Here is an 18350-nt window from a genome sequence, read left to right as displayed (position 1 = left end):
CCTAGTTGAGGGCTCCACTGCAGCTCGAACCGTTTCCTGCGGTGCAACCAAAGCAGTGCTCACCGATCGCAATGGTTTGCCCCGCCAGTCCGTCAGGCGTGGCCTGAAGCAAATCTTGAAGGGTTTTCACGCTGCCTGGGCAGCCCAGTCCCAACTGCTGGTTGAAGTCGCAATCGAACAGCTGACCAAGCCAGTTGACACTGATCAATGACCTGCACATCACCGCCGACACGTTCTCGTTGCGAAAGGCGTCCCGCAGCAGTTGTTGGTAGCTCTCCAATTGCCCCTGGCGCTCTAGATCCTTGGCAAAGCGCTCGATCGCCATGTTGGTGATCGTGAGCAGATGGTTGAAGCGAAGGCCGTGATCGTTGAGAAGTGCGTGGCGGTAGTGCTGCTCAAGTTGGGCTTGGGCTGGCGGAAGGTTGGCACCAGCGGGGTTGTAAACCAGATCCAGACAAAGATCACCGTCTGGATCCCCGTAGCCAAGAGCATTGAGCTGCTTGAGTCCTTCGATGCTGCGTTCAAAAACGCCACGTCCCCGTTGGCGGTCAACGCGAGCTTCTTCGGTGCAAGGAAGCGAGGCCACCACCCGCACCTTCTGCTGGGCAAGAAAGTCAGCTAAGTCCTCCTGTTCGGGTTCGTTCAGGATCGTGAGGTTGCAGCGATCAATGACCTCGACGCCCATGGTGCGAGCCGCGGCGACCAAGTCACGGAATTGTGGATGCAGTTCCGGAGCTCCACCAGTCAAGTCCAGCACCTTGAGCTTCAGGTGCTGGAGAACTTGGGGAATCAGAGCCACCTGATCCGCTGCCATCATTTCGGTGCGCCATGGCCCTGCATCCACGTGGCAATGGCTGCAGCTCTGATTGCAGCGGTAGCCAAGGTTGACCTGCAAGGTCTGCAGCTGACTTCGGAACAGCGCAGGAAATCCTTGCTTGCGTTGACTGGTGGAGCTGGCGTGAGATGGGCTCAGGTCACAGTCCGGGGCTGTCGCCATTCTGGGTGATGAAGACCTATTGGCTGTTGACAGCGCGAAAGCCAAGTTCGACATTGACTCCAATGGGATGGGCGTCGTGCTGTCGGTGTCGCGGGTTCGCTGGGTTCTGATCGCAGTGACCTCCGGTGCTTTCGGCGTGCTGGCGGCTCTTGTTGCCACTTCGAGGTTGGACTCGACGTCAGCATCCTTTCCGGGCCTGGGCCCCAGGAAGGAATCACCCGCACCGGTGCTGCCCCCTCCGCGAGCTGAAATTGCGGTGTTTGTGTCTGACCAGTCGGTGGTGCTCGAGGAGGACAACGGCACGACGCGCACCATCGCTTATTCCAGCGTCATCCTTGACCCTCGATGGATCGATCTGCAGTTCTTCGGGGGGTGGAGCCGGGAGTTTGAAGCCAATGAGGATGGCGAGGCTTTGCTGTTTTTCACCGGCCCCACCTTTGAGAAGGGCCACCCTCAGGAACCCCTGGGCATGGTGATCCATGGTGATCTCAAACTGAGTGACCAAACAGTTCGGGCTGGCAACCGCGCGGCAGCGGAAGGGCGTGCCTTTATTGCGATTCGCCATGACGGCGTTTTGGATTTCGGTTTTGGATCCTTAACCGAGCAAGCCGATCAGGACTACCGCCTGTTCATCGGTGGTTTGCACGCGTTTGTGCTTCCTCTCGACAGCACGCCTCCCGGGTACAAGGGCGTCTATGGGCCGATGACCATGGCCGATGTGAGGATTGTGTATGGACTTCGGGACGATGGTCGCCTTGAGGTGCTGGAAACGGCCGACGGGGTGTTCTTTCCAGATCTTCGTCGCTTCGTTGAGGCCAAGGGATTTGTCGCTGCTTTCCTTCCCGACCATGCGTCCAAGTCCCGTCTGATCGTTCCCGGCCAGCGTCTTTGGAGTGAGGATCAGGCGGTTTGGGTGAGCGGCGGCAAACCGTCGATCACCGCATTGCCCTTCATGTTGCGGGTCGTGGCCCGTTCCCAGCTTTAGTTGGCTGTCTTGGCCAGCTGTTGGAACCACGCGACGTATTGCTTCGGTCCTCCTGGCATCACCACGTCGAAGCGCAGGGGATCCTCAGGGTCAGTGATCCCTGTCAAGCTGCCATCCGCCATGCTTGGACGATCCACTTCACCTCCACTGCTGTCGATCAGAACCACCCGGTTGGATGTGCCGTAGCGCTCTCCGAGCTCCTGGAGCAAGGTGAGAAATCCCCGATCGCTCCCTCCCCGGAGCCAACCTCGACCATCTGCACTGGCGGTTGAGGTAACGGTGTCGCCAACGCCGATCAGCGCCGGCATCTGGTCGGCTGGGATCGCGTCAATGCAGAGGTTCAGCAATGCTTGGTGGTCTCGGGGGGCGTTGCGCACGTTGAAATCGTCACCCAAGGGCGCATGCCCCGAGCGTGCAGCGATGTGTTGGTTGATCAACACCAGTAATCCCGCTTCTTTAATCGCGCCTCGGAGCATGAACTGGATATCGGTCGAGCCCACATCACCAGGCTCTGCCGGTTTGAGCCGCTCGCGGCCCTCCGCATCCCGGCCCAGATTGGGGGCAACGTGGAGAAAAAAGGAGCTGCCGAGGCCAGCCTGCTCGGCCAGGTTCAGCAGGGCATCCATCAGCTCCTGCAGCATCAGCTGCAGCTGACGTTGTAGTTGTACGTCATCGCCGCAACAGCCAAACAGGCCGTTGAGATTGATGGTGGGTGAGACCTGGGTGTCGAGCACTGCCTGTTGAATCTCGCTTTGCAATTGCGCTGGGCTGAGCTGCGGCATCAGGGCTGGAAGGCGGGCCTCAAGTTCTGCTTCCATGCGAGCCGGCAGCGCTGCCAGGAAGTCCATTTCCGCATCGCTGACCCCTGGGTGGGACAGGGCTCCATGGTGATCCTGCAGTTGGACGCCACCCGCCGCGAGACCGGGAAGATAGAGGCCTTCACGCTTTGCTTGGTCAACGTCGCCTAGGGCGGCTTCCACCAGTCGATTCACCCCCCGTTTGCCTTCGTGTTCGCCATTGGTCAGCACGACAAAACGACCGTGCATCTGCGCCGCTGCCTCCACATAACGGCGATCCAGGGATCTGGTGAGGGGGTCCTTCACCAGATCCATGCACACCCCATCCAGGTCTTGAACGATCAGGGGGTTGGCGGCACCTTGAATTTCGGCCAGCAGCTGCTCAGGGGTAAGGGGCGACACAACGTTGAAGACAGGGTTCGATCAACCCTGGCGACCAGCAGGGTTGGGTCAGTCTCCTCTATTTCTTCTGCAGACCGCTGGCACACTGGAGGTCTTCACCGCACGACGATGGCTGGCCTGCCTGATTTCAACAGTTCGGAAGAGAAACGGGCCCGCTTCGGCAAGGTGTTTGCACCGCGGGTGGAGAAACTGATCGAAGATCTTCAAGCGGTGGCCAAAACAGCCAATCTCGAGATCTATGAGTTCGACGATGCCTTGGTGAAGAAGCTCTTTGTGGAGCTGGCGCGTCGTTTCAGGGCAACAGCGCACCGCTTTGGCATTGAGTTTGAAATCACTGTCGAAGGAGAGGCCGTCGAGTGATCTCAGCTGGCCACATTGCTGCAGCGATGGAGCAGGCGAGCATCCTGGTTCAACATCAATTGCTGCAGTGACCTTGTCTGACACCCGCGACTGAAGGCCTCGGCACTGCGGCCAGATCGGTCGATAGACCAGAACTGCGGGCTGGTGGCCGAGGATCGGCTGGATGAGGACGAACTCTGCATAGACGTTGCGTGATCAATGACGATAAAGCTGAGACGTTGCTGCTGGTCATTACGTCATAGAGCCCTGCTATCGGGTGTGCCATAAGCAAAGTGGCCTAGTTGATCTTGCGTCGCGTTTGGATCAGCTCTGCATGCCCATTGCTTTGCGGTAAGCCGGTCTCTGCTGCACTGAAGCAATCACCGCTTGGATCGTCGGGTATGGGCTGAGGTCCAGATCCGGAAAGAAGATTGGTAAATAGGCCAGATAGGCCTGTACGGCGCAATCGGCGGCACCCCATGACCTGCCCACCAAGGGCTTGGCAGGGTCCAGCTGTTGATTGAGTTCGGCCATCAGCCGAGGGAATTCCCGTTCGCGATTGCTGGGAACGAACAGGGCAATGGCCAGGGTGGCATTGGCGAAAAGCAGCCATTGCGATGTCAGCGCCCGTTCACTGGCCGTTTGGATGTCATCGCTGTGGCAATCCGCGAGGTGCTGGAGAATTGCGCCGCTTTCGAACAGGGTGAGTGGGCCTCCATCCGGGCCCACCAGGCTGTCGTCCACCAACGCGGGCAGCTTGCCGAAGGGGTTGATGGCTAGATAGTCAGGTTCCCGGTGTTGCTTGGCCTGGAGGTCGAGTTCCACCAGGTTGTACGTGATGCCTTTCTCCTCCAGAAACCAACGGGGCATTGATGCTCTGGTGCGTTGACCGCCGTAGAGGGTGAGGCTCATCGGACCCGCTGACTAGGGTGTGGAAAGGATCATCGCGCCAGGGCGTGCAGCGGACGGATGTCGCTTGAGGACGGGCTCCACAGCAATGCGTTTTTTTCCCGCAGCCTCGATGCCGATTGCATCAAGCAGCGCATCCTGGATTTGGAACATGGGCGCGTCGGCTTTTACAGCGTGGGCCTGTATCCGGCATCCCTCGCCTACAACTGCGCGATGCAGCAGGCGTCAGTCGACATCCTGATGCTGGCGCCTCGACCGGGGCGGGCTCTGCTCGGAGCTTTCCCGGATGCCGCTCGCGAAGGTATGGATGCTGACCATGTGGCTGTTTTGGAGCAGATGGCCTCTCACAGCGAGGCTGGCCAGCGGGTCCCAAACACCCTGAGCGACCTCATCCGTGATTGCGAGCTGGTGGTCTTGGCGGCCAACAGCAATCACATTGAGGAGGATCTACAGCTCGCTTGCCAGCTGCGGCGCGACTTGGGCCGTGACCATGTGGTGCTGGCCTGTCTGGCCGGTTCATTCACCCATGACCCGATCAGCAACGACTCGTATGTGCTGTGCGAGCGGGAGCCGAATCTGGCCTTCTTCTCCGGCTTCCACCGTCATGGGGCCCTGCGCAATCCTCTCGACAGCTTCACGGCTAATTTCTGCCACCCCAATGCACTCACTGCGCTGTTGGGGGCGCGCCTGTTGGATCGTCTGTCTCCCAATATCCAGGTCTCGCCAGGAGTTCACAACGTTGAGGGGCAGTACATCAAGGCGGCCAAAAACATGTCGTCGGTGTTTGCAGGGTTCGGGTACGCCTACCACCAAGACAATCCAGGGGTTTTACCCACGCTTCTGACTCTTCTTCTTGACCAGTGCCTCGACCAAGCGGCCACGGTGTCGATGGCTCGCCGCGATCGTCAACGGCTCTACAACCGTCAGCCCTTTCCCTTGACCGAACTGGGCTATGGCGTGCAGCGGATTGAAGCTGCACTGGTGCGCGGTGGTGACATGGAGAAGGTTCGTGATCACACCTTCGCCCAGCTCACGGCGATGGTGGCTGATGTTCGGGGCAGCATGATGCTGCCGGTGTCCGGAAAGCCAACCCGCAATTTCCAGGCCGGTCAGGTGTTGGCGTCACGCATGCTCGCGCTCCAGCGCTGTCCGGTGTCGATGGAGGAACTGGAGGAGTGGTGCGAAGCTGAGGGCTTGCGTAAAGGGGGATTGGAGGGTCTTAAGGCCTTGCGCTACTGGCCTCAGATCGTGCGCAAATATGCGATCCCGGTGCATGACGCCTCGATGGTCAACCTCCTTTACATGGCGATCTACGGCAAGCCATCCACAAAGGACGTGGCCTTTGCTGTGATGACCGACAGCCGCGAACTGTCGGCCTATTGCCAGGAATCAGTGCGTCCGACCCACAGCCGTCGTTATGCCGAAGCGCTTCAGAATTTGCATCAGCCGGAGGCGATGGATCTTTTGATCAATGCCGTCATCGCCGATAACGCCCGCAAGTCGATCCGCGACGATCTCGCACTCGACGATAGCCAAGACAGTGCGCAACCACCGGCTTATTTGCGTGCCATGAATGTGATTGAAACCGCCCTCGACTGAGTCAGCTCAGTTCGACCACGGCATCGGCAACAGCGCGATAAGGGGTTCCATCGCAGCTGAGCACGACCACCTGCAGTCCGTCGTCTGCGGCCTGGCGCAACATCGACAACACCGCTTGTAAACGGGCTGGGTCGGTATTGCTGAATGCATCGTCGAACAGCACCGGTAGACAACCGTCGTGGCCCGTGCGCAACGTGTCGGCCAGGGCCAGGCGCAGCGCCGCGTTCAGTTGCTCCCTCATCCCCCCGCTGAGGTTGGCAAAGGGCAGGGTGAGTCCATCCCGTTGGAGACGTAAGTCCCCTAGCCCGTTCTTGGCGTCATAACTGAGGCTGCACAGGGCATCGGGCTGGGTTAGCAGTGGCCTGAGGTAGTGGGCAATGCTGCGGCTGAGTGGCGCGGTGTAGCGCTGCGACAAGTCGCTTCGTGCGGTGTTGAACAAGTGCAGGAGATGTTGGTGTGCCTTCACCTGCAGCGCTTCGGTGCTGTGGGCCTGTCGTGCCTGCTCCAGCTGGGTGCGAGCTTCCTCTGCATGGGCGTAGGGATCCCGGCGACCCAGGCTGTTGCAACGCTCGCGCAGGGCGCCCCGTTCCGAACTCAGGCTCTGCAGGCGTTCCTGCAGTTGCTGGAGCTGTTGTTGCGCAGCTTTCAGCCGGCGTTCGATCGCAGCTTCTGGCCCATTGTTGGCGCGATCAGCCTTGGGCAACGCGTTGAGTTGCGTCTGCAAGTTGCTGATCTGTTCCTCCAACTGACGGAGGTCGGCGGCGATCCGTTCCGAATCGCCGTGATCGCGAATTAACGCGAGGCGCTGTTGATCAAGGCTGCGAATTTCTGCCGTCAGAGCTTCGCGTTGCAATTGCAGAGTCTGTTGCTGCTGTTGTTGCCCCTTGAGCAACGTCTCCTGTTGTTCAAGTTGCTTGTGGAGGGATTGGCTTTGTTCGTTCGTCGTGCGGTAGTGCTGACGGCAGGTGATCAGGGCTTGTTGGATGGCCTCTGCATCCTGAATCGAAAGCCCTTCACGCGCTGCCTGAGCGCCATCCTTGAGCTCCTGCTCCAGGTTTTCGAGGCGTTCGCGTGCCGATGCCTCTTCGGCTTGGATGATCTTGGGATCATCGATTTCAGGCGTTTGCTGCTGGAGCAGTGATTGACGGGTCATTAGCTCCATGCGTTGCCGGCCACGGGTCTCCAGTTCGGCAACGCTGGTGGCCTGCCAGTGGCTGAGGCTCGCTTGGATGGTTTGTGTGAGCGTCTGATGCTCGCGATGGATCGTCTCCAGTCCGTCTCCGCCCCCAGGGGCGATCCGCAGTTTGACGCCTTTCCCCACGCTCAGGGAGAAGGTGCTAATGCGTCGCTGCGACTCTCCTGGCTCCATCGGGGCGTCATCGAGGCGTACCTGTTGATCACTGCACTCGAGCGTGACCACCGAGGCCATGGCATCACTTCGGATTGCCAGGGCTTCGAGTTGGCGTGTCTGCTTTTGCAGCTTGACGAGGGCCTCAGGCTCTGGAGCGCGGAGGCTGCTGAGAGCCTCGCTGATCTCCTTCTGCTGGCGTTTCCAGCTCAGCAACTGTTGCTGCTGGCGTGCCAGCTGCGTGAGGCGTTGTTCCAGCTGCAAGCGCTCCTCCAGGCGACGCAGCTGCTGACCACGTCGTTCCAGGCCGCTGCGCTTCTGCTCGAGTTGATCGCGATCAAGCATCAACCGCTTCACGGTTTCGCTTTGCTCCACCAGCAGGCGTTGCAGGAGCTCCAGTTCTGCGGTGACGCGCACGTTCTGCTGCTGTTGGTTCGCCAACGTCGTTTCGGTCTCCTGGAGCCGGCGCAGTTGCAGGTGCAGTTGCTGTTGTCGCTGGTTGAGAGGCGTGAGCTGCTGTTCGAGTGACTGGCGTGCGGCCTTGGCCTGAGCCACTTGCCGCTGCTCCTCCATGAGCTGGTTTTGTTCGTGCTCCAGCTGCGGTTTGCACGTTTGCTCCAGCTGGCGCTGTTCATCGTCGAGGGCATCGAGGCTGGTGCTTGCTTGCTCGTAGTCGTGCAGCTCAGCCATGGCGGAGGCAAGGCGCTCCTCACTGGCTTTTAAAGCCTGTTCGCGTTGCCAAAGAATGCTCTGATGGCGAGTCCCTCGCGTGGTCAGGCTTGCCGACACCAATTGCTCCAGCTGGTCGTGCAGCTGTTGATCCAGAGGAGATTGCAGAGCGGCATCGGCTCCTTGCTCGAGTTGGTCGATCAGGCTGCGCAGGTCGTAGTGCTCGCCACCGAGCTTGAGCAGATCGCGACCTCCTTCTCCCTGCATCACCCAGAGGTGGGCCCAGCGGGTGGGCAGCACCCGTCCCGCCTGGCGACTGCCGATGATTTCGTCGACACCCAATAACGATGCCAGCTGTTCTTCGGCTTCACTGCCCAGACGGGCCGGCTCGCCCGCACCGCTCAAGCTCGTCGTACCGCTCTGGCCGCTGAACCGTTTTTGAAGCACCCAGCTGCGGCCTTTGGCCTCGAAGGTGAGGGTCACCTGGGGATGCCCACTGTGTTGCAGAGAACGCAGCTGCTGCAAGGGAGCTCCCGTGGCGTTACCGCGCAGAAAGAGGGTCCGGTGCAGGGCCTCCACCAAAGAGCTTTTGCCGCTTTCGTTGGCGCCTGTGATCAGGGTCAGACCTGGATGGAAGTCCAGCTTCAGCGCGGCATGGCGGCGAACGCTGTTGAGGCTGCAGCTGAGTAGTTTCACGCCGCTATCTCCTTGTCACAAGGCGTCTGGGCATCAACGGTGAGGCGATGCAGTTCACATAACGCTGTCTCCAGCAGCGCGACTTGGTCGCGTTGGTCTTGGGACGTCTGATCGAGGGTTTGCTGCAGTTGCCGGGCAATGCTGCCCATCAATGGGGCATCGGAGCGATCCAGAAGTGTGCTGAGTTCAGCGGCTTCCGGTCGCCTGTGGCATTGGCCTCGAACGCGCAGGTGAAGCAGGCGGGTGCGCAATTGGCTGAGGGTTTGTTCGAGTTGTTGGTGATCGTCCAGCCCAAGCTGTCCGTCGATTTCGAGCCGCAGCAGGTCACGTCCCACCCGTCGTTTGGTGAGTGTTGTGATCTGCTGCTGCAAGCGCTCGAGGTCGTTGCGTCCCCGCAACTGGATTCGTTCGTTGTGCCACTGCATGCTTGCGGTGCTGACCACTTCGACTTCGGGTGTTTGGCCCCGCTCCACTTCAGCGATCAGCACTTGGCCGCGCTGATCGTCAGCACTCGAGGGGAACCGGTCTGGTTCAGGGGTGCCGGGGTACCAACCCTTCGGTGGCACGGCCTTGAGGGCATGCCAGTCGCCTAAGGCGAGGTAGTCGTAGGCCCCGCTGTCCCAGCGGGATGGTTGCAATTGATTGGTTCCTGCGCGTGTGTCGGTGTCGTAGTCAATGGCGGAAAAGCCCTGAATGGAGCCATGGGCCAGCACCACCCGGGCCTGATCAGGCGCAAGGGTGTCCCAGTCAAGATTGTCCAGCCAGGCGCCAGGACTCAACGTCTCGTGTTGACGCCTGAGTGGACAGGGCAGCACCGTGATCCCGGCGATCCCAACGGGTTCAGGCTTGAGCAGCAACTGGAGATTGTTGGCTCTTTGGTGCATCTCCTGTTGCACATCCGCACGGCGCCAGACACCGCCAGCACCGCCATGGTCGTGATTGCCAGGAATCACCAGTACAGGGGTGTCGATGGAGCCGAGCAGCTCCAGAATTTCCATCACCAGGGCACCATCCACGGTGCTGCTGTCGAATAAGTCTCCAGCCACGAGCACCGCATCAATCGCGCGTTCGTCAACAAGCTCGATGATGCGTTCGACGGCCTCCATGCGTGCTCGCTGCAGTCGACTGCGCCGTTCGGGGTCGTCGATCCAGCGATAGGGCTTACCGATTTGCCAGTCAGCGGTGTGGAGCAGACGAGGCACGGCGGTCGTCAGGGCGTCAAGGGTCGTTCCATGGTGCCTTGTGCGAACGGACCTGGCGAATCAGGGTGATGATGGGTTTGGTCTTTTGAAAGGTGATGCCATGGCGATGCGATCTGTCTTGTCCCGTGGAGTCCAAGCCTTTGCCTTGGCTTCAGTCGCGAGTTCCGTGCTGCTGGTCCCAGTTGAGGCCAGAACGACGCGCACTTTCAGCGGTTCCAACCCCGCTGAGGTTGAGAAGAATGCTCGCCGTGCCGGCTTCGACTATCCCGATGGCGAGATGAAATGCAGCAGCCGCTGCAACCAGCGCTGGGCCAAGGAATGACGCGGAGCGGCTGACGATCTGCACACTGATCAGCCCAGCCGCGTAGCAACCGCGGCAGTGTTGCGTTCTGAGACGCATGCGATTCGTTGTGACCCTGGCCGCCTCCAGCACCGGACGCAACCTTGAGGTCATTGCGGGTCGCTTTCATCCGCCTGAGCAAATCGACGCGATTCACCCGATCGGCTCCGGCAACGTCAATGACACGTTTTTGGTGCGGCTCGCGGTCGCAACCGCAGAAGGATCGGAAGCGTTTGTGATGCAGCGGCTGAACACCGATGTGTTCAGCCGCCCAGACCTTGTTATGGGCAATTTGATGGCTCTTGGCAGTCATGTTGAGGCGCGGATTGCGACAGGCCTGCCTGAGCTGCAGGGTCGCCGCTGGGAGGTACCTCGTGTGATCCCTGCGCATAGCGATCAAGGGCATTGGGTGGAGCACGAGGGCCAGTTCTGGCGTTCGATTTCCTACATCGATGCCGCGATTGCCCATGACGTCGTTTGCGATGCAGAGCATGCGCGAGAGGTCGGTTATGGGCTTGGGATGTTCCATCACTTGATCAGTGATCTGCCGGTTTCCCAGCTCGCTGACACGCTTGAGGACTTCCACGTTACGCCTGCGTATCTAGACCGTTACGATTGCGTGCTTGATCGTTGGTTGGACCGCGCTGAGCCCCGTGAAGTCACTGAATCGCGCTTGGTTTCAGCTTTGGCGTTCGTGGCCGATGGGCGTGATGGGGCTGATGTGCTCGAGGCGGCTTGTCAGCGCGGTGAGCTTCAGCGCCGGCCGATTCATGGTGACCCCAAGATCAACAACGTGATGATCGATGCAGGCAGTGGTCAAGCAGTGGGGCTGATTGACCTCGATACCGTTAAGCCTGGTTTGGTGCACTACGACATCGGGGATTGCCTGCGATCCTGCTGCAATCCTGTGGGGGAGGACGTCACCGATCTCACGAAGGTTCGCTTTGATCTTGATCTCTGTCGGTCGATTCTCGAGGGATATCTCTCCGTTGCAAGTTCCTTTCTCTCCCCTGCCGATGTGGCTTACCTACCGGCCTGCATCCGGTTGATTCCGTTTGAGCTGGGTCTCCGCTTTCTCACCGACCATCTCGATGGGGATCGTTATTTCAAAGTTGAGGCGCGTGGTCAGAATCTCGATCGTGCCCTTGTGCAGTTCTCTCTGATGCGGTCCATTGAGGACCAGTACGAGGCCATTGAATCCCTCGTGCAGCAGCTCACCTGACCACCTCTGACAGAACCCCTCGATGGCACGCCACTCCACGCTGGTCTGCCAGGTCTGCCGTTTACGGCCCTTCCCCGGTGCGACCGGTCCCTCTCTGTTCATCAGTGCGGAACTGATTTGGCGCGAACAAGGACCTTTCATCCTCAGCTACGGCCTATTGCCTGATCCATCGTTCGATCGTCGTTCCCTGAGTGATCAGCTGTCTGGGCCCTGGGATCAGCCACGCAACGTTGGGTCTCGCCGTGATCAGCTCTGGCAGCACACCTGCTTCGAGGCCTTTTTGGCGCTTCCTGGTCAGCAGGTCTATTGGGAACTGAATGTGTCCCCATCCGGAGACTGGAATCTGTATCGCTTCAGTGGCTACCGCCAGGGGGGAGAGCCTGAGCCCAATGCAGTAGCACCATCGGTCTCGCTTCAGCGTGTGGCCCGTGGATTGCGGTGCACGATTGAACTGGACCCGAGTGGGTTCTGGCCTTCATCACTGGTTCCGGAGATTGCTTTGACCACGGTTTTGGAGCAACGCGATGGACCTTTGAGCTACTGGGCGTTGTCCCATCCTGGTGAACAGGCCGATTTTCATGATCGCCGCAGTTTCCTGACCCTTTAACGCGTGCTTGTGCCATGACTGCTGTGCGCCGTTGGTGTGTTGTGTTGGCCGCGGTTGGGGCTCTCCCTCTGCTGTTGGTGGTGCATCACCGAATTGCTTTGCAGGCCGAACAGGAGCCGGCTGACGTTGTTGTTGCGGTTCCCCAGCTGCCCAGTCATCCGTCCCTGCCTCGTACGGCCCAAGGGCGTCATTACCCCCTGCTGCAGAAAGATCCCCAGGCCACCGCGGCACTGCTCGGTGCCCTCGAGGCGGCAATTCGTGACCCTGCTGTACCGGTGGATCGCATTCCTCCCCTCGCTCACCAGCAGCAAGTGATTTATCGGGTTCTATCCCGTGATCCTCAGCGCGCTGCTGCAGTGCGAACCGCGTTGGCGCCCCGTTGGCGCTGGGTGTTTGACCAACACATTGCGGCGCGTCGGGAGTTTCTGGCCATGCATCGGGGGCCAGCAACGTCTCGGGTGCCAGCCTGGCGCATCCAACAGCCGGCACCGCAGGAGCAGCTGTTGCGTGCTTACCGCAGTTCAGCCAAGGCCACTGGCATTCCCTGGACTGTCCTGGCGGCGGTCAATCTGGTGGAAACGGGCATGGGTCGCATCGATGGGGTCTCTGTCGCGAACGCTCAGGGGCCCATGCAATTTCTTCCGTCCACTTGGGCAGAGCCGGGGATTGGTCAGGGGGGCGATATCCGCAATCCTTGGGATGCCATCCATGCGGCGGGTCGCTATCTGGTGCGTCGCGGTGGTTTGAAGGACATCCGCCGCGGGCTCTGGGGTTACAACAACAGCGACCATTACGGCGAAGCTGTGCTGCGCTATGCGGCCCTGCTGGACCGTGATCCGTTGGCGTATCGCGGTTTGTATCACTGGCAGATCCACTACGCCTCTGCCGCTGGTGACCTGTGGCTGGAGGAGGGCTATGCCCGCACCAAACCGGAATCAGCCCATCAGCACACGCGTGAGTTTCCCCACAGCAAACCGCCATCTACGCTGCCATGAGCACAAACACACAGAGCTGAGTGGCCAAGGAACTGACCCATCGCGCCGATGAACTGCAGGCCCTTGGTTGGTCGGCAGAAGATGTGGCCCGTTACGCCGAGCTCTGGGATTACCGCCAGCGCTGGGGCGCGATGAACCTTGAGCGTGAGGATCGTCTGTTCCTGCGCAAGGCTGAAGCGGCGCTTCCCGCGATTGTGACCGGTAAGGCTGCGGCAAAGAAGAGCATCAACGAGAAGTCGTATTACCTCTGGCTTCAGTTCCATCTGGATGCGATGACTGCTGCTGAGCAGGGTTTTGCCCTGACGCAGGGGGCACGCGGAGCTTGGCCCATCCTGTTGGAAGAGGAATTGCGTCTGCTCGACTATTACCAACCTGTGCTGGGGCTTCCCGACACCCTCAAAGCCAAGGGTTTTGATGCCGTTCGTGCAGAGCTTGCGGCTGATGCCGTGTCACTGGCTGCCGATGGTGGCTCGATGCACAACTACGACTTCAAGGCAGCGTTGACCGAGCGCAAAGCCCAGGACAACAACCGTTGGCGCCATTTGCTCGAGCAGGAAGGCGCGCAGCCCTATCCCGTGCTCGAGTCGGCGACCGCATCAACATTCCGGGCCCAGGTGCGTGCGCGCTTTACTCCCCTGGTGCGTGAAACCATGCCCTCTCTCGCTGATACCGACAAGCCAGAACCCTCCGATGATTGGAGTCGCCCTGCGGTGGCTGACAGCTAGAACTGGATCAAGATTGCTCGATCAGCCTTGACTACGCACCGTTTCGAGACGCTGCAGCTGCACGCCGGTCAGTCCCCTGACCCCGCCACGAACGCTCGGGCGGTGCCGATTTACCAAACCAGCTCTTACGTCTTCAACGATGCGGAGCATGGGGCCAACCTGTTTGGCCTCAAGGAATTCGGCAACATCTACACCCGTCTGATGAATCCCACGACGGACGTGTTCGAGAAGCGGGTTGCCGCCCTCGAAGGTGGTGTGGCTGCCCTGGCCACGGCGTCCGGTCAGTCAGCCCAGTTCCTGGCGATCACCAATTGCATGCAGGCGGGAGACAACTTTGTCTCGACGTCGTATCTCTACGGAGGCACCTACAACCAGTTCAAGGTGCAGTTCCCTCGCCTGGGCATTCAGGTGAAATTCGCTGAGGGCGATGCGGTGGAGAGCTTCGCCGCTCAGATCGATGCCAACACCAAGGCGATCTATGTCGAAGCGATGGGCAATCCCCGCTTCAATATTCCCGATTTTGAAGCCCTCTCTGCGCTCGCCAAGCAGCACCAGATTCCCCTGATCGTGGACAACACCCTGGGTGCCTGTGGTGCTTTGCTGCGACCCATCGAGCATGGCGCCGACGTGGTGGTCGAAAGTGCCACCAAGTGGATCGGTGGCCATGGCACCAGTTTGGGCGGCGTGATCGTGGACGCCGGCACTTTTGATTGGGGCAACGGCAAGTTTCCGTTGATGAGTCAGCCCAGTGCTGCCTATCACGGGCTTGTGCACTGGGATGCCTTCGGTTTCGGCAGTGACATCTGCAAGATGCTTGGGTTGCCGGACGACCGCAATATCGCCTTTGCCCTGCGCGCCAGGGTGGAAGGCTTGCGGGACTGGGGCCCTGCTGTCAGCCCCTTCAACAGCTTCCTGTTGCTGCAGGGTCTCGAGACCCTCAGCCTGCGGGTCGAGCGCCACACCGAAAACGCCATGGCTCTCGCCACGTGGCTGCAACAGCATCCGGCCGTGGAGTCGGTGCGTTATCCAGGTCTGCCTGGCGATCCGCATCACGCGGCTGCCAAGAAATACCTCACAGGCCGGGGCATGGGCTGCATGTTGATGTTGTCACTCAAGGGCGGATACGACGATGCCGTGCGTTTCATCGACAGCCTTAAGTTGGCGAGCCATCTGGCCAATGTGGGCGACGCCAAGACTTTGGTGATTCATCCGGCATCGACCACCCATCAGCAGCTTTCCGCTGATGAGCAGGCATCCGCGGGTGTCACCCCCACCATGGTGCGGGTGTCCGTTGGGCTTGAGCACATTGACGACATCAAGGCAGATTTCGATCAGGCCTTGGCAGGGATTGGCTGAGACTGATTTCCTATGGCTCTGATCCTTCCGCGCAGCTATCACAAGATCGCCGCGGTTGAACGCAACCGGATTTCCTGGATCGAACCTGAGCTGGCGAAACGCCAGGACATCCGGCCGTTGCGGATTGGCATCCTCAACATCATGCCGTTGGGGAAGCAGTACGAGTTCAACCTGCTGCATCCCCTTGGGTTGTCCCCGCTTCAAATCGAGCCGATTTGGATCCGCTTAACCACCCACTCCTACAAAACCTGGGACAACAGCCATCTCGATCAGCTGTATGTGACCTGGGAGGAGGCCACAGCGGATGCCCCCCTCGATGGCTTGATCATCACCGGCGCTCCGGTTGAGCATTTGCGGTTTGAACAGGTCAACTACTGGCCGGAACTGGTTGAACTGATCGCCGATGCACGGCGCAACTGCGCCAGCACTCTCGGACTCTGTTGGGCTGGGTTTGCGTTGGCCTATCTGGCTGGTGTCGACAAGGTCGCCTTTGAGCAGAAGCTGTTTGGGGTTTATCCGTTGCGCAGCCTGGTGCCCGGTCATGCCTTGATGGGCACGCAGGACGACGTTTTCCTCTGCCCCCAGAGTCGCCACGCTGGCCTCGACGATGCCGCGATGGAGGCCGCGCAGCGCCAAGGGCGTTTGCGTTTACTCGCCCATGGGGAGCAGGTGGGCTACACCATTTTTGAAACCACCGATCAGCGTCAGCTGATGCACTTGGGCCATCCCGAGTACAACGCCGGTCGGATCCTGGCGGAGATGGAGCGCGACAAAGCCCGTGGTGATGTGCCCCCGCCGGAAAACTTCGATGCAGATCATCCCCAGACCCTCTGGCGTTCACATCGCAACCTGCTGTTCCAGCAGTGGGTGTGGTTCTGCTATCAGCGCGTCAGCTTGAACTGCTGAACAGGATGGGCTGCCCTGTCATTCGTAGGTGACTGTGCAGCGATAGCGGGAACTCTCCCGCACCTCAATTTCAGTGCAGCGTTCGCTGGTGATCCTGTGCCCTGTCGGCACCTGACTCTGGGCTCTTTGAAGCGCGTTGTTTTCGTCCCAGATCGACTCTGAGGTGACGCTTCCCGCCTGCGCCTGCACGGGGCTCAAGACGATTGCGCCACTCACCAAAGCCCCCACACTGAGCAGGATCTTGGCGTTGAAGTTGGAGAAGAGACTCACGTCCGGATCCGGATGGATTCTGACTTTTTGGTAGCTACGACGTTCTCGTTTGTCGGGTGGTCTTTGGCGACGTCACGGTTGAGCTCGCGCTCGAGCGATTCGATCCGTTTTTCTCTCAGGCAATGCCGGCATCCACCGGTGGTTTGGAGATGCTTTTCAGGCGTGATGCAGATCAGCTGCACCGGGTGTTTACGGCAGCGGATCTTGATCGGGCTCTTGTAGCTGCGGTAATGAATGCCGGTGTAATCGAATCGATCCCCAAACCGCTGAAGGGCACGTTCGAGAAACAGCTCTTTGGTGATACGCGCTCCCATAAGCGAAATCTATGGGTTGTTCTGCGCATTCGAGGCAGTGGCGTTATGGCTTGTTACCGGCGATCTGGCGGATTGAGCAGGGTTGCCAGTGCGGCACGCACCGTTGCCAGCGTGCTGAATTCATCAGCTACCACGGTTCTGCGTTGTTCCCGGTCATCCAGTGGTTCGAGCCACTGCCGCTGGCGGTCGCGCACGATCTGATCTGCTTCTGATGGATCAAGCCCTTCACGTTGCCGTTGTTCAAGCCGCTGGCGTGCTGTGGTGTCCGTGCACCTGCAATGCACGATTGCCCAGGCACGTCCCATCGCTTCGGCGAGGTCCGTCATCAGGCGGCGCTCCTGGCGGCGCAGGAATGTGGCATCCACGATCACGGCATATCCGCTCTGCAAAGAACGCTTCACCAAGAAGGGGATCTGATCGTGGAACAACCACCGGGTCACCTCTGCCGCGTATCGATCACCGCTGAATCGGGCTGGTTGTCCCTCAGAGGCGCTGAAGGCCCTTAAGCGCTCGCGATCCGAGCGGATGCGCACGGCTTGGAGCGGACGAATCAGCTGACCACTCAGGCTCGATTTGCCGCTGCCGCTGAGACCATGCATCAGCACCAATCCAGCCTGTGGAGGTTGTTCCCAGCAGGATGCAGTGTGCAGATAGCTGTCGAGCTCACCCAGCAGCTGTTGGCGCTGCTCGGGTTCCCTGCAGGCTTTGGCTTGCAGCGCGCTGACCTTGGCTCGCACCATGGCGCGATAGGCCGAATACCAGGGCCAGAGATCGAGTCCGTCGTAGGCCCCGGTGCATTCCAGCCAGGTGTTCAGCACCTCCAGCCCTCGGCCGGGATCTCCTCGCATCTTGAGATCCATCACCAGAAATGCCATTTCGCTGATCGGGTCGATCCAGCGCAGGCCGGCATTGAAATCGATGGCATCGAACACCTCCAGGCGTCCGTTGCGGTCTCGCCGGATGTTGGCGCAGTGCAGATCGCCATGGCATTCACGAATTGCTCCGCGTTCTTTTCGCTGGGTGAAGCGGGGGAGGAGTCGTTGCTGTTGTTGGTCGATCCACTGGCGATGCTGGGAGAGCACGGCGTGTTGATCCGCTTGGGTCGTCAGTGGCGCCAGCACGCTCAGATTCGTGATGACCGGTTCACAGACCGCTGCGGGAGTCCCGAAGGAACTGTCCGGGTCTGCCATTTCGGCTCTCAGATGGAACAGACCAAGCGTCCATGCCAGATCTGTGAGCATGGCTCGAGTGACGGATCCGTTCGTCAGCGCGCGGCTCAGCAGAGCCTGGGGTTCGAACTGAACCATCTGCACAGCGGCATCCAGCAGTGATTCGTTGGGTGTGGCTGTGGGGTCAAGCGGTGTGATGCCGATGCGGGCTCGACGGGCCGGACCAAGCACCGGAACGACAGCGCAGTAAAGATCCGCCGCCATCCGACGGTTGAGGCGCAGTTCTTCGTGGCAGCAATGCAGACGTTGTTTAAGCGTGCCGGTTTGTACAAACCCCAGCTCAACCGGCTTTTTGATTTTGTAGGCGAAGCGGCCGGTGAGCAGAACCCAGGAAATGTGGGTTTCGATCAGTTGCACCCTGCTCACCGGATGGGGGTAGGCCTCCGGTTTCAGCAGAGCCTCGATCATGGCGGGGTGCTGCTCGCTGGCAGGGGCCACAGGGT

Annotated in this window: 18 protein-coding genes; 9 read left to right on the top strand and 9 right to left on the bottom strand. The window is 60.0% G+C overall.

The window, feature by feature from the left end:
• Position 1: 1 nt before the first annotated feature.
• The gene (gene arsS, locus RS9916_RS04775; RefSeq protein WP_007098131.1) at positions 2–997 is read right to left on the bottom strand and encodes an arsenosugar biosynthesis radical SAM (seleno)protein ArsS; all 996 of its coding nucleotides are present in this window, start codon (positions 995–997) and stop codon (positions 2–4) included.
• A 19-nt stretch (positions 998–1016) separates the two neighbouring features.
• Here arsS and RS9916_RS04770 point away from each other — a divergent pair, with 19 nt between their 5' ends.
• The gene (locus tag RS9916_RS04770) at positions 1017–1982 is read left to right on the top strand and encodes a hypothetical protein (protein ID WP_007098130.1); all 966 of its coding nucleotides are present in this window, start codon (positions 1017–1019) and stop codon (positions 1980–1982) included.
• Here RS9916_RS04770 and stpA read toward each other — a convergent pair.
• The gene (gene stpA, locus RS9916_RS04765; protein ID WP_007098129.1) at positions 1979–3181 is read right to left on the bottom strand and encodes a glucosylglycerol 3-phosphatase; all 1203 of its coding nucleotides are present in this window, start codon (positions 3179–3181) and stop codon (positions 1979–1981) included. The two genes, RS9916_RS04770 and stpA, sit on opposite strands and share 4 nt — an antisense overlap.
• 108 nt (positions 3182–3289) lie before the next feature.
• Between stpA and RS9916_RS04760 the strand changes: the two genes are divergently transcribed.
• Positions 3290–3541, top strand: a complete 252-nt coding sequence (locus RS9916_RS04760) for a hypothetical protein (protein ID WP_007098128.1) — start codon at positions 3290–3292, stop codon at positions 3539–3541.
• Positions 3542–3844: 303 nt separating this feature from the next.
• Here the strand turns inward: RS9916_RS04760 and RS9916_RS04750 are convergent, their stop codons facing one another.
• Positions 3845–4432, bottom strand: a complete 588-nt coding sequence (locus tag RS9916_RS04750; RefSeq protein WP_007098126.1) for a glutathione S-transferase family protein — start codon at positions 4430–4432, stop codon at positions 3845–3847.
• 57 nt (positions 4433–4489) lie between these two features.
• Between RS9916_RS04750 and RS9916_RS04745 the strand changes: the two genes are divergently transcribed.
• Positions 4490–6028, top strand: a complete 1539-nt coding sequence (locus tag RS9916_RS04745; RefSeq protein WP_007098125.1) for a hypothetical protein — start codon at positions 4490–4492, stop codon at positions 6026–6028.
• 1 nt (position 6029) lies between these two features.
• On the opposite strand, the gene RS9916_RS04740 is transcribed toward RS9916_RS04745, so the two are convergent.
• From RS9916_RS04740 to RS9916_RS15100, 3 genes are all read right to left on the bottom strand, one after another.
• Positions 6030–8741 carry an AAA family ATPase gene (locus RS9916_RS04740; protein WP_007098124.1) on the bottom strand — a complete coding sequence of 904 codons (2712 nt, stop codon included), beginning with the start codon at positions 8739–8741 and terminating at the stop codon, positions 6030–6032.
• Positions 8738–9943 carry a metallophosphoesterase gene (locus RS9916_RS04735; RefSeq protein ID WP_007098123.1) on the bottom strand — a complete coding sequence of 402 codons (1206 nt, stop codon included), beginning with the start codon at positions 9941–9943 and terminating at the stop codon, positions 8738–8740. Before RS9916_RS04735 ends, RS9916_RS04740 begins: the two co-directional genes overlap by 4 nt.
• Before the next feature lie 151 nt (positions 9944–10094).
• Positions 10095–10343, bottom strand: a complete 249-nt coding sequence (locus RS9916_RS15100; RefSeq protein WP_156777470.1) for a hypothetical protein — start codon at positions 10341–10343, stop codon at positions 10095–10097.
• Between RS9916_RS15100 and RS9916_RS04725 the strand changes: the two genes are divergently transcribed.
• The 6 genes from RS9916_RS04725 to RS9916_RS04700 are packed head-to-tail and all read left to right on the top strand — an operon-like array spanning position 10342 to position 16094.
• On the top strand, positions 10342–11505 hold the full coding sequence (locus tag RS9916_RS04725; RefSeq protein WP_007098122.1) for a phosphotransferase enzyme family protein: 1164 nt from the start codon (positions 10342–10344) through the stop codon (positions 11503–11505). The two genes, RS9916_RS15100 and RS9916_RS04725, sit on opposite strands and share 2 nt — an antisense overlap.
• Before the next feature lie 22 nt (positions 11506–11527).
• Complete coding sequence (locus RS9916_RS04720) at positions 11528–12112, top strand: DOMON-like domain-containing protein (protein ID WP_007098121.1); 585 nt, start codon at positions 11528–11530, stop codon at positions 12110–12112.
• Between the two features lie 14 nt (positions 12113–12126).
• Positions 12127–13107: a lytic transglycosylase domain-containing protein gene (locus RS9916_RS04715; RefSeq protein ID WP_007098120.1), complete on the top strand. Its 981-nt coding sequence runs from the start codon at positions 12127–12129 to the stop codon at positions 13105–13107.
• A gap of 20 nt (positions 13108–13127) precedes the next feature.
• Complete coding sequence (locus RS9916_RS04710; protein WP_007098119.1) at positions 13128–13832, top strand: hypothetical protein; 705 nt, start codon at positions 13128–13130, stop codon at positions 13830–13832.
• Between the two features lie 27 nt (positions 13833–13859).
• Positions 13860–15188: an O-acetylhomoserine aminocarboxypropyltransferase/cysteine synthase family protein gene (locus tag RS9916_RS04705; RefSeq protein WP_007098118.1), complete on the top strand. Its 1329-nt coding sequence runs from the start codon at positions 13860–13862 to the stop codon at positions 15186–15188.
• 12 nt (positions 15189–15200) lie between these two features.
• Positions 15201–16094: a homoserine O-succinyltransferase gene (locus tag RS9916_RS04700; RefSeq protein ID WP_007098117.1), complete on the top strand. Its 894-nt coding sequence runs from the start codon at positions 15201–15203 to the stop codon at positions 16092–16094.
• Between the two features lie 18 nt (positions 16095–16112).
• Here the strand turns inward: RS9916_RS04700 and RS9916_RS04695 are convergent, their stop codons facing one another.
• From RS9916_RS04695 to RS9916_RS04685, 3 genes are read right to left on the bottom strand one after another with little or no spacing between them, the layout of a single operon-like run.
• Positions 16113–16364 (bottom strand): hypothetical protein, encoded by a 252-nt coding sequence (locus tag RS9916_RS04695; protein WP_007098116.1) that lies wholly within the window; start codon positions 16362–16364, stop codon positions 16113–16115.
• Positions 16361–16678, bottom strand: coding sequence for a hypothetical protein (locus RS9916_RS04690; RefSeq protein WP_007098115.1), 318 nt, complete (start codon positions 16676–16678; stop codon positions 16361–16363). The genes RS9916_RS04695 and RS9916_RS04690 overlap by 4 nt, the downstream gene beginning before the upstream one ends.
• Before the next feature lie 53 nt (positions 16679–16731).
• Positions 16732–18345 (bottom strand): bifunctional aminoglycoside phosphotransferase/ATP-binding protein, encoded by a 1614-nt coding sequence (locus RS9916_RS04685; RefSeq protein ID WP_156777469.1) that lies wholly within the window; start codon positions 18343–18345, stop codon positions 16732–16734.
• Positions 18346–18350 lie beyond the last annotated feature (5 nt).

This window comes from Synechococcus sp. RS9916 (genome assembly GCF_000153825.1).
In the GTDB taxonomy this organism is placed as follows: domain Bacteria; phylum Cyanobacteriota; class Cyanobacteriia; order PCC-6307; family Cyanobiaceae; genus Synechococcus_C.
This window is presented reverse-complemented; position numbering and strand designations above follow the sequence as displayed.